This window comes from Acinetobacter sp. SwsAc6, from assembly GCF_013391565.1.
GTDB lineage: Bacteria > Pseudomonadota > Gammaproteobacteria > Pseudomonadales > Moraxellaceae > Acinetobacter > Acinetobacter cumulans.
In genome coordinates this window covers 164,238-176,420 of record NZ_JACAXE010000002.1, presented here as the reverse complement: position 1 = coordinate 176,420, position 12,183 = coordinate 164,238, and the positions used below count along the sequence as shown (strand labels likewise).

Sequence of the window (12,183 nt, the reverse complement as noted above, 5' to 3'; positions counted from 1 at the left end):
TATGAATGATCTGGCAAACCGTATTTGTAAGCGTTTAGGTGAGCTACGTGCAGAACGTGCCAAATATGAACCACATTGGACTGAGTGTTATAAGTACGGTGCGCCTGAACGTCAGCAAAGCTTTAGCGGTGGAGGTGGGCTTGCTGGTATTAGGGAAAAGCAACGTGCTGACTTATTGGACTCAACAGCGTCTGAAGCAGTTTTAAAAATCGTTGCCACTTTAATTGCTGGCACAACTCCTGCAAATGCACAGTGGTTTAAAGCTGTACCTGACGGCGTAGACGATCCTGCGGTATTGACTGATGGTGAGCATTGGCTTGAGCAAGTATGCCAGTTTATTTTTAGAAATATTCATGGTGCAAATTTCGATAGTGAAAACTTCGACCAGATGGTGGACTTCGTTGTTGCAGGATGGTCTGTACTTTATGAAGATATCGACCGCAAGAAAGGTGGCGGTTATGTATTTCAATCATGGCCTATTGGTGAATGCTTCATTGCATCAACTCGTCAAGACAATATTGTTGACACAATCTACCGAGAGTACAGCTTAACAGCGAGTCAGATCATTACTGAGTTTGGTGAAAACAAAGCAAGTCAGCGTGTGCGAGATGCGTTTGAGAAAACACCAGATCAATCTTTTAAGTTAATCCACGTTATTGAGCCACGTAAGGTCAAGAACACTTCAAGCAACCCAGTTCTACTGCCAAGAAATATGCCTTTCGCTTCGTATCATGTTGAAGTCGATGCAAAGAATATTCTTAAAGAGTCTGGTTATAACGAGTTCCCTTGTGCCGTACCTCGTTTTAGAAAGATACCCGGCAGTGTTTACGGCATTGGTCTGATGTCTACGGCATTGCCTGAGGCTAAAGCAGCAAACTCATTAATGCGCGATACGTTACGAAGTGCAGAGATTGATGTACTTGGGTTTTGGATTGCTGAAGATGATGGGGTTTTAAATCCAAGAACTGTGCGTATTGGCGGTGGCAAAATTGTCACAGCTAATAAAGTGGATTCAATGAAGCGCTTAGATAGCGGGAAGGGCTTTCAGGTCGCTGATGCTTTGCTTGGGCGTATACAAGATTCAATCAAACGTAAACTTATGGCTGACGGTATGGATTCGCCGTACAACCAGCCAATGACTGCTGCTGAAACTTACATGCGTTTAGACATGATCCGTCAACAGATTGGACCACTATATGGCCGCGCACAAGCAGAGATGCTGATCCCAATTTTAGAACGCTCATTCGGTTTGGCATATCGCTCAAAGATCCTCGGTGAGGCACCAGAAGAGCTACAAGGACGTAATACATCTTTTAAATTTACATCCCCGTTGGCACGTACCCAGCAATTAGAAGATGTCGGATCTATTGAGCGCTTTATGGCCTCTATGAGCCCTATTGCTGAGCTAGATCCTAATGCTTTAGACAATATTAATACTGATGCAATTCCACAAGTTTTAGCACAGCGTCTTGGTGTGCCTACTTCTATTTTACGCACTGAAGATCAGTTGAATGCTTACCGTCAGAAAAAGGCTCAAGCACAACAAGCACAACAGGCACAAGAACAGCAAGCGATAGTAGCTCAGCAGATGACTGGTGCAGTTGCGCAAGGCTTGGGCAAGGGATTGGAAGCAGAAATGACAAGTGAGGTGATGCAGTGATTATAGGTTTTGCAGTAATGAGCATCCTTGCATTGATTGCATGTGCATTCCTTTATGCCAAGGAAGCTCAAGTAAAGGACTTAAGCAAACAGCTGTTTGATGAAAAAGGTGTTAGTAGCCATCTACGCAATGAAAAACATCATGAGTGGGAGCGTGCTGAAACTTTTCAGCAAGAAATCATTGCGCATAAACAAGAGATTGCAGATATCAAAGCTACGTTTAAAAACTCTAATGATGACGGTGACTTTGGGAAAGTCATTCATTGGACAAATCAAATGGCTACATCTCAGACCTACTACTTAACTTTTGTTGTAGATCCGAATGGCCGAAAAATTATGAATGACTTCGAAAATAGATTTAAGCGCAGTTTATTCACGAATGATGAGCGTGAAACTTGTCGCCGTATAGGGCAATCAGAAGTATTTGATTTTATTTCAAACCGAATTAGCAATGCGCAATCACCAAATTATAGCGAACAGCTTGAAATAGCATATTTAACAGGACAATTGGAGAGCAATTATGACTGAGCAAACCACAGCACCAGCAACTACAGAAACTCAAACTACAGAGCAAACACAGGTTGCAAACCCTAATGTTACTACTGAAGCAGTAGCAACAGATACGGCGACGACAACACCAGTGGAGCAAACTGCTGAAAAGTCTGAACCACCAGCTGTGCCCGAAAGTGCGGATGCTTATGAAATTGCAATTGATGGTTTTGATGCTAGTGCATTCAAGTCGGAAAATCCCGATGTGTTTGCAAAATTTCATGAGCATGGCTTTACCAATGATCAGGCAAAAGCCGCTATTCAACTTTGGGATGATTATCAGCAAGTCAATATGGAGTCGTTGCAGGGCGAGTGGGGTGATGACTTCAATTTAAATGTAAATCTTGCAAAGCAGGGTATTGAAGCATTGGGTTTTAAGGCTAGCGATATGGATTCACCAACTGGTGCAATTAAGTTGGCGGCCGCTATTGGCAAATATATTCAAGAAGATATGCCCCCTTCAAACACTCAACAAACCGCAGGCGGTGATATTGAATCATTGATGTTGTCAGAAGCATACAGTGATGCCAATCATCCTGATCACAAATCAGTAGCGGCGCGTGTAAGCCAATATTTTAAGAAGCAATACCCAGATAATTAAGGGGCAAGAGAATGTCACAAGACTTCGCAACAAATAATGAGATGATTACGGCGGCTTTTAAGCGCGAATTTCATACCGCATTCGAAACAAAGGCACGCACAACCGAATCAGCTTTACAGGTAATGTGTGCGGATCGTGGTGCTATTGGTGGTTCATCGTTCACAGTCAATGATCTTGGCGATGTGAAAATGAAAGAAATGACTACGCGTTTTCAGGATACTGATTGGTCAGTTCCTGAGGCTGGTACGCGTTTAGCAACAATGAAAGATTACGGTTTATTTGTACCGATTGAACCGCGTGATGAGCCAAAGCTTTCTGCAAATCCGACCAGTGAATATATGCAGGCATGTTTGTCCGCTGAATATGATGAACGTGACCGCACTATTATCAAGTCGCTAGGTGCCAGCGTATTGCGCCGTACAACAGATACAGAAGACTGGACTCCTTTGGCACTTCCATCGACTCAAATTATCGGTGCGAGTGCAACACCGATGAATAAAGCGAAAATTGTTAAAGCTCGTACTTTATTCCGCAAAAATAAAATGGATCGTTTACCACTTTACATGATCTATAACTCTGAAATTTTAGAGCAAATTCTTGTAGATGATGAGCTGACACGTTGGGATCGTGAAACTATTCAAAACATTATGGATGGTGAAATCGCTAAAAAGTGGGCTGGATTCATTTGGTTGCCGTATGAAGAGCTTCCAGACGGTGCAGGCGGTGCTACAGAGGGTCGAACCTTTGCAACAGCTAAAGGCTGTACTCATTTTGGCCGTAATGTAATTTCAAACTTTGATATTGCAGTTCGTCCAGATAAATCAAACGTGAAGCAGATTGGCGGTATTACATCTTACGGTGCAGCACGAAGCTTAGAAGAGAAAGTAGTTCAAATCGACTTCCTTCGTTAATCAGTTTAGCCCAGCATCTTGAGCAATGGTGCTGGGTTCGATACTCAACAAAACGCATTCTTAAAGCCCTCAAGCTAATTAAAACTTGAGGGCTTTTTTATGACTACAACAAAAGTATCTATCTGTAATGCTGCGCTCAGCATGATTGGTGACAGCAGTATTTCTAGCTTTGACGAAGACACAGCACGTGCAGAACGTTGCCGCAGTATCTATGACCAGCAACGTAAAGCTGTTTTGCGGGATCATCCTTGGTCTTGTGCTAAGCGCCGTACTATTCTCGCACCAATTTCAACTCATCCATCATTTGGCTTTACTCATGCATTTCGTTTGCCTGCAGATTATCTACGGATTGTTTCCGCAAATATGGAGCAGTATGAAATAGAGAATCGGCATATTTTGGCAAATACAAATCAGATCAATCTTGAATATATTTTTGATAATGACAATGAAGAAACATGGGATTCAATGCTTGTTGAAGCAATGTCACTCAAAATGGCCTCACGCTTATGTAAGCCTTTAACAGGAAGTGATGCCGCTGGACAGTCAGCATTAGATGAATATGAGCGCCTGATCCGCAAAGCGCGCAATGTGAATGCACAAGAGCGACCATCTGAAAATATGGTTTATGCAGAGTCATCATACATTGGGAGTCGTTACTAATGCGCCAGTGGTTGCTGAAAAACAATTTAAGTAGCGGTGAATTAAGCCCTTTACTTTATACACGCACGGACGTTCAGCAGTATGCGAACGGTGCAAAGTCGCTATTTAACGCCTTGCCGTTGGTTGAAGGTGGTGCAAAGCGTCGCCCTGGTACTCGCTATCGTGGTACGTTTAATGGGGCTATTCGTTTAATTCCCTTTATTCCAAATTCTGAAAACTCTTATCTTCTTATTCTAGGTTTAAGCACAATCAGTGTATTTGATCCGCGTTTGCAAGAAGTGATATGGACAGCTACAACGCCGTATTCGACAGTAAGCATGATCAATGAGATTCAAGTCGCTCACACTCGATACCGCATGTACTTTGTGCAAGGCAATACACCAGTACGGCGTTTAGTGTGTAGCGCAGATTTTTCAAATTGGAGTTTTGAAGAGTTTATCTTTTCAGTTGCGCCGACAGATGAGATCGGCACTTCACCCAACGTGGCGCTTACACCTTCGGGCATAGAAGTAGGTAAAACGATTAATCTCACGGCCACAGCATTCCCAGAATGGAATGATACTGAGCAGTACTTAGCAGGCGATCGTGTAATTTATTTAGGGCAAACTTGGCGTGCAGTTACAGATAATAAAGGCTCAACACCGTCTGCAGAGGTAGAGAATCCCAAATGGGAAACAGTGACAGCAGGGGCACTATCAGTTTTTACAACAGCTGATATTGGGGCTGTTGTTTCAATCAATAGTGGCCAAGTTAAGATTACTTCTATTAGTTCACCTACAGTTGCAAAAGGCGATGTGCTTGTAAAACTCACAGCGGATATACAAGCCATTGCAAAGTCATGGACTTTAAACTCACTGGCATTTACTGCATCAACTGGTTACCCGCGCACGGTGACTTTCTTTAAACAGCGCTTAGTATTTGGCAACACTAAAACAAGCCCTAATCAGCTTTGGTTTTCAGCCATTGGAAGTGACTCAGATTTTTTAGAGTCTACTGAGGATGCGGATGCGTTCAGCATTGCATCATCATCTGCGCAATCAGACAACATTCTGCATTTAGCTCAGCGAGGCGGTGTAGTCGCACTTACAGGTGGTTCAGAGTTTCTGATTACTTCATCAGGGCCAATGACACCAGCATCAGCGCAAATAGAGCAGCATACGTCCTATGGTGCGCAAAAAGACGTACGTCCGTGTATGGTCGGCAGTGAGTTGCTATTTGTTCAGCGTGGTGGTGAACGTCTGCGCGCATTATCGTACCGATATGAGGTGGACGGCCTTGTATCTCCTGAATTATCAGCGATAGCTCCACACATTCCGCAAATGCATGGCGGTATCAAAGAAATTACTTATCAGCAAACGCCCGACTCAATTGTATGGATCGTGCTGAATGACGGCAAGATGGCCAGTATTACACTTAACCGTGATCAAGAGATGAATGCCTGGGCACAACATGACTTTGGCGGTAATGTGAAATCAGTATGTAGTTTGCCTAGAACAACAGGTAGTGATCAGTGCTATTTGATTGTTCAGCGTGGGGCACATCACTTTTTAGAAGAGCTCAGCTATGAAGCAATGTGTGATTGCGAAATACAGTATGAGTTGATGATGTTTACTGATGTTGTTGAAACACTAAATAACCAGCATGTGGCGTGGGTCAATGATGATGGGTATTGGTATGCGGAACGGAAAAATGCGGAGCACGATAGTCAAATTAAGTGGCTTGGTCAGTTATTTACTTTAAAAATTGAACTGTTGCCACCTGATTATTCAAGTGTTCCGAGCACTGCAATGTTTCATAAGATCAATGTCCACAATATCGTACTTTGGATGAATCACTCAATCGGTGGTTATGTTGAATCAAGAGAGCTGAAACACAAAAAGATCAATGGCGATGCGTTTAAAAACCTACCGTTTACTGGTTATGTGGAAGAGCCCTTGGCTGGTTGGTGTTCGTTGCATGAGCTTAATCTAAAGCTAACACACGACAAACCGCTACCATTTCACGTGCAGTCTATTTCTATGTTGGTATCAATCAATGAGAAATAAAATGCAAGTACGTTTAGCGGTGCAATCAGAATTAAATACGATTTTAGATCTTTGTAAAAATCTAATACATGAGTCACCTGTATTCAGCAAACAACGTTTTAACGAGCGAACTACAACTGCCTTCATTAATCATCAAATCAATCATGATTCAGTACTGGTTGTCTTGGATGAATATGAAAATATTATTGGTGCGGCAATTTGTGCAACCTGCATAGATTGGCGCACTGGTGATCGTTTAGCCATTGAACAAGGAATCTATGTTTTACCAGAGTACCGCAATACCAAAGCAGGCATTTTGCTTGTAAGAGGATTTAAGGAATGGGCTGTTGGTCATGAAGCTGACCGTATCCAAATCGGCACTATGTCAGGAATTGAATCTGAGCGTGTTGTAAAGCTTTATGAGCATTTAGGTTTTGAGCTGGTCGGTTATTCATTGGAGCAGGAGATTTAATATGTGTGGTGGTGGAGCAGTAGGAAATATTTTTAGTGGCATTGGCAACATTACAGGCGGACTGCAGGCAGACGCGGAAGCCAAAGGTAATGCAAAAACAGTGCTTTCAATTGCTCAGTCAGAAGCAGAAAAGTTGCGTAGACAAGGTAAGTCAAATGCGTCATCTGCACGTGCAGCAGCTGCTGAAAATGGGCTTGATGTGGATCAAGGTGCAGCTGCAATGCTTCAAGATGAGCATATAGGTGATGCAGAATATAATGCATCAATGACTGTTGCTGAGGCTGGTCATAATGCTTCAAATATTCGACGTGCTGGTAAAATGCAACGCAATAACTATGGCATGAAAGCTACGAGTAATTTCATTGGTGCTGGGGCATCTATTGCGGGGTGGAAATAATGTTAATCCCTCGTTCACAAGGTCAACGTCAAGCAGGTAATGTATCGTTAAGTCAGCACGTTCCATCAACAGGCTTGCAGGATATCGGTCAAGCCATTGGCGGGGTTATGCAGGCACGTGATGAAAAACAACAGGAGCAGGAACTCACAGCCAAACGCTTAGAGCTGATGAATAACAAGCGTGAAGCTGAAGAGGCAAAGCTTAAACTTGATGATGTTCTTACGACTGAAATGGCTGATAAAGTCACTGTTCTAAAAAATGATGTATCCAATGGCGCAAAGACAGCAGAAAATGCGCGTTTAGAAATGCAAGATTGGTCAAAGGTGCGCTATTCGGAAATTCAAAACGAATTACCCGGACACGCACAAAAACAGCTTCAAGAATATTGGCAATCAAGTACAGGAAATCAGACACAGGGTTTCATGGCTTTACAGCTTCGTGCAGATACGCAGAAAGATTCTGCGCTTGCTGACCGTGCCACAGAGATTGCCACGCGCTATGACCGTAAGCAGGGCGCTGAATATCTCGAATCATTCCTGGTTAATTCCAATCTTTCCGAACCTGAAAAGATGGTGCGCCGTAACGCATACCAAGCAACACGTGATCAATTGGATATTGATGACCGCATTACGACAGCGCTGGAAGGTAAAGACACTCAATCATTGCAAGCTATACTGGCAGACTTAAATTCCAATAAGTTCGGCTATTTAGACGGTAAGCAGATCCAGCAGAATAAAGACCGTGTAGCAAGTCGAATTGAGGCATTGAATACGCAATTGAAAGCCGAAGAAAATAAACGCGTTTCGGAGGCTGGTAAGTACTTAAATGAATACAAAAGCAATGTACTGACAGGCCGTGCCCAAGATTCAGATTATGAGGCCAATGTGGGACAGTTGGTGGCTGGAACAGAACATGAAGCAGAGTTTAAATTTCTGAAACAACAGTCTTTGAACTTCCAAAAATTTGCTAATAAATCTACATCTGAGCAATTGTCTTTAATCAATGCGCAGAAAGCTAAGATGAAAAATTCACCCTCTGCAAATGCTTCAGAAGAAGAAAAAATACTAAGTACCTATGAAGGCATGTACAGAGAAAAGTTGGACACGATTAAGCGAAATCCTAATCAAGCTGTTTCAGAAGCTGGTTTAAAAGTGCATAGCCTTAGTGGTGACTTGCTTAAGGCAAATCCTGCTAAATTTATCAGTGGCGCTATTGAAAATGGATCTAGCCAGCTTGCGCTACGTGATCCAAATATCAAAGTGAAGCCAATTTCAGAAGAGGATTTACCAGAAGCAAAACAGGCTTTTGATAAGCTTTCAGTGAATGAAAAACTCAATTTTATTGGTGGTCTTATTCAGCAGAGCAAGGGCATTCAAAACGGTGCAACTTTATGGGGTGCAACTTTAGGCCAGCTGGGTGCTGGAAATCAAAATTATATTGCTGCTGGACTGGCAAAAATGAACGGCTATGGCAGTACTGCAGGCAGACCACTGGCAACGTCAATCATCAATGGCACGCAGATCCTAAAAAACAAGCAGCTGGTTATGCCTAAAGATGCTGAGTTGAAAGCTGCATTTAATGCGTATGTAGGAAATACGGTTACAGGTACAACGTCAAACAACCTATATAACGTATTCCGTGCCGTTTATGCAGATACGATGGAAGCGCGCAATTTGCAACATTCCAAAGCGGATGAACTACCTAATGCAGAAGTACTTAAATTTGCTTTAGCATCAGCAACAGGCGGTGTACATCAGCAAAATGGATCATTCACAAACTATGCAGGCGGGAAGTTGAAAGACTGGAAAGTCTCTATGCCTTATGGCATGACGGATGATGCTTTTGAAAACCGACTAGATGCTGGATATAGCGCGATTTCTTCCAGCACAGGTATCAGTGAATCAGAATTAAAAACGCTTCGCCTGCGCCAATCATCATCAAGAACTAAAAGCGGTGAGCTGCAATACGATTTGTTAGATGAGCGTGGAAAGCCACTAGTCGTTAAAGGTGTTGCATGGCGTATTAAAATGAATGGAGTAACCCGCTAATGGCTTGGATTAATGAAATTGATGACGGTGAACAGCAGTCCATTAATGAAATGAATGCTAAAGGCTTAGGGAAAGCGCCGAAGCAAAAAAAAGAAGTTGGTTTATTTGATGGCGCAGCATCGGCAATACCGCGCGGAGCTCTAGCTGGTGCCGTTAAGGTTGTAGATACGGTAGCAAAGCCTTTTGAACGTGTGGCTGATCATGTTGGCTACTCTATAAGCGATACTTTAGACGGCGGTCTTGATGGTGCGCTTGATGTACGTAAGCCTGCATTTTCAGATATTCATGAGGAAAAAAATAAAGATCGTCGTGACAAATTGGTGATGGAAGTTGAGCAGTTGCAAGACGCGCAGAACTCAGGTTTTGTGGGGAATATGCTTTTTGGTATTTCTGATGTTGCTACACGTGCTTTAGCTGGTGGTGCGGTTGCTGGCCCATGGGGCGCTGCAGCACTTTCAGGTGTTTCAGAAACCAATTACAGCAGAGAGGATCTGATTCATAAGGGTGTCGATGAGAATACTGCAACCAAAACAGCATTAATTGATGGTGGTGTAGCGGCCGTATCTACGGTATTGCCGTTGTCTTATGGATTCAAAGGCGTTGGCGGTGTTGTTAAAGATGCTGCCTTATCTATTGGTGGAGCTACAGCCTTATCACAAGGTGGGCAAGCCGTAAGCGGTGAACTATTAAAATCAGAAGGTTATGACAAGCAGGCAAAAAAATACGAGGTCACGGGTGAAACTGTAGCAACGGATCTGCTACTGAATACATTATTCTTTGGTGCCGCACGTGGTGCTGGCCACTATCTCAATCGTACTCCTGAGCAGATTGAAGCTGACACAACAAAACAGCAGGCAGCCTTGGTTTTAAATGAATTGGAATATGATGAAATTTCAGCGCCAGTACAGCCAAGCAACGCCGTACAAGCCAATAATCATTTAAAGAATTTGGATAGTGCAACCGATGATATTCGTGCTGGTCGTCCTGTTCGCGTACAGCATCCTGTTGCTGGTGAAGAGAAGCAAAAGCCAGTTAATTATGAAGCCATGCCTATACCTACAAATGCCAAAGCAATTGCTCGTAAAGCGCAACAAGAGGGCATTAATCCTTCTGTAGCACTGACTATTAGCCATATTGAGACAGGCGGCAAGTTTGACCACACAGCAAAGAATCCAACGTCAACCGCGCATGGCTTATTTCAGGTATTAGATAAAACTTGGAAAGGGCAAGGTGGTGGTGATCGAAACAATGTGGATGAGCAAATCAAGCAGGGCCTCAAACATATCAAGAATGCCAATGCATCAATGCGTAAAAGTTTGGGCCGTGAACCTGTGGCGCATGAACAGTATTTAGGGCATTTACTTGGGCCAACTGGCGCAAGCAATGTATTAAGGGCTGATCCAAATACACCGCTGATTGATGTGGTGCGTAAATACGACTCTAAGAATGCAGATGCCATTGTAAACAATAACGGCATGGCTGGTTTGACTGTGGGACAGGCTATAACTAAATGGCAAGGCAAGTGGAATCAGTTAAGTGCACGCTATGGAGGCAACGGCACAAGTACTGCAATTGGCATGAATGGTTCAAGCTATGACATGGCTTATGAAGTTAAGAGTCTAGGCGATCTGATTGCATCAAACGATTTAGCGTATGGCGTAAATCCACTATATCCTGGCGAACTTCAACCACGTGACCGTACACGTGAAGCATCACGTCAGCAGATTGAAAACATGGCAAATGACTTGCGACCTGAATTATTGGGTGAATCAAGCATGTTGTCCAATGGTGCCCCAATTATCGGCATGGACAATGTCGTTGAATCAGGTAATGGGCGAACTTTAGCAATTACACGCGCTTATGAAGATGGTAAGGCCGAAGCTTATAATTCATTTGTGAATGATTATGCTGCTCAGCGTGGCTGGGATATTTCAGGTATAGACCGTCCTGTTTTAGTCCGTACGCGCTTAACAGATACAGACCGCGTACAGTTTTCACGTTTAGCGAATGAGGCTGATGTGGCGCAATTCAGTGCATCTGAACGTGCAGTAACAGATATAGATCGTTTGCCTGATTCATCACTTCTTAAAATTAATAACGATGGCACGTTAAATATTGACGGCTCTATGGACTTTGTACGCGGATTTGTTGACCAGTTACCGCAGTCTGAACGATCAGCTGCAATCATGCCTGATGGCCGTTTAAGCCAAGAAGGTAAGCGCCGTATTGAGTCTGCATTGGTTCAGCGTGCTTATGGTGATTCCAATCTTGTTACGAGGCTGGCAGAGGCACTGGACGATCATAGTAAGACCGTTTTAAATGCTTTGCTTCGAATGGCCCCGCAACTGGCGCAACTAGGCGATTTGGTAAAGCAAGGCGGTCGGCATCAAAACACAATTGCTCAAGACTTGGCGCAGGCAGCGCAAAAGCTCAGTGATTTAAAGGCCAACGGTCAAACCGTACCTGACTATTTAAATCAAAATCAGCTCATCGATGACGGTTTAAGTGATGGTGCAAAGCAGTTCTTAAACGTATTCGATACTAATAAACGCAGTGCTAAAGGTATTTCTGAAAATATTCAGTCTGAGATTGATCGGATCGAGGGTATGGGTGATCCGCGCCAAGGCTCATTATTTGGTGATGGTCCTGAAGAATCAGCGGCATTGGATGTGATTTTAAGAAATCCTGATATGCCATTTCCAAACGGGAAAATTGATAGTGATGGTAATCCTGAAATGTACACAGTGAAAGAATATTGGGCTGAACTTGAAGCCGAAGCAAAGCAGGCGCAACAAGACACTTTAGCTGCACAAACTGCGATTAGTTGTGCTTTACAGTTTGGGGAATAAATCGTTTAATAAG

10 protein-coding genes are annotated in these 12,183 nt (G+C 43.3%); all 10 read left to right on the top strand.

Annotated elements, in window-relative coordinates:
• Nucleotide 1 precedes the first annotated feature (1 nt).
• The 10 genes from HYG93_RS02355 (at nt 2) to HYG93_RS02310 (ending at nt 12,170) form a co-directional block, all read left to right on the top strand.
• On the top strand, nt 2-1,660 hold the full coding sequence (locus HYG93_RS02355) for a portal protein (protein ID WP_120364161.1): 1,659 nt from the start codon (nt 2-4) through the stop codon (nt 1,658-1,660).
• Nucleotides 1,661-1,677: 17 nt separating this feature from the next.
• On the top strand, nt 1,678-2,187 hold the full coding sequence (locus HYG93_RS02350; RefSeq protein ID WP_218646756.1) for a hypothetical protein: 510 nt from the start codon (nt 1,678-1,680) through the stop codon (nt 2,185-2,187).
• A complete protein-coding gene (locus tag HYG93_RS02345) occupies nt 2,180-2,809 on the top strand; it encodes a hypothetical protein (RefSeq protein WP_178961763.1) in 630 nt (209 codons plus the stop codon). Before HYG93_RS02350 ends, HYG93_RS02345 begins: the two co-directional genes overlap by 8 nt.
• A gap of 11 nt (nt 2,810-2,820) precedes the next feature.
• Nucleotides 2,821-3,720, top strand: a complete 900-nt coding sequence (locus HYG93_RS02340) for a phage capsid protein (protein ID WP_178961761.1) — start codon at nt 2,821-2,823, stop codon at nt 3,718-3,720.
• A 99-nt stretch (nt 3,721-3,819) separates the two neighbouring features.
• The gene (locus HYG93_RS02335) at nt 3,820-4,380 is read left to right on the top strand and encodes a hypothetical protein (RefSeq protein WP_178961759.1); all 561 of its coding nucleotides are present in this window, start codon (nt 3,820-3,822) and stop codon (nt 4,378-4,380) included.
• The gene (locus HYG93_RS02330) at nt 4,380-6,425 is read left to right on the top strand and encodes a carbohydrate-binding protein (protein ID WP_178961757.1); all 2,046 of its coding nucleotides are present in this window, start codon (nt 4,380-4,382) and stop codon (nt 6,423-6,425) included. Before HYG93_RS02335 ends, HYG93_RS02330 begins: the two co-directional genes overlap by 1 nt.
• A 1-nt stretch (nt 6,426) precedes the next feature.
• Nucleotides 6,427-6,876: a GNAT family N-acetyltransferase gene (locus HYG93_RS02325; RefSeq protein WP_178961755.1), complete on the top strand. Its 450-nt coding sequence runs from the start codon at nt 6,427-6,429 to the stop codon at nt 6,874-6,876.
• Between the two features lies 1 nt (nt 6,877).
• A complete protein-coding gene (locus HYG93_RS02320) occupies nt 6,878-7,273 on the top strand; it encodes a hypothetical protein (protein ID WP_171406312.1) in 396 nt (131 codons plus the stop codon).
• Nucleotides 7,273-9,321 (top strand): methyl-coenzyme M reductase, encoded by a 2,049-nt coding sequence (locus HYG93_RS02315; RefSeq protein WP_218646755.1) that lies wholly within the window; start codon nt 7,273-7,275, stop codon nt 9,319-9,321. Before HYG93_RS02320 ends, HYG93_RS02315 begins: the two co-directional genes overlap by 1 nt.
• On the top strand, nt 9,321-12,170 hold the full coding sequence (locus HYG93_RS02310; RefSeq protein WP_178961753.1) for a lytic transglycosylase domain-containing protein: 2,850 nt from the start codon (nt 9,321-9,323) through the stop codon (nt 12,168-12,170). Before HYG93_RS02315 ends, HYG93_RS02310 begins: the two co-directional genes overlap by 1 nt.
• Nucleotides 12,171-12,183 lie beyond the last annotated feature (13 nt).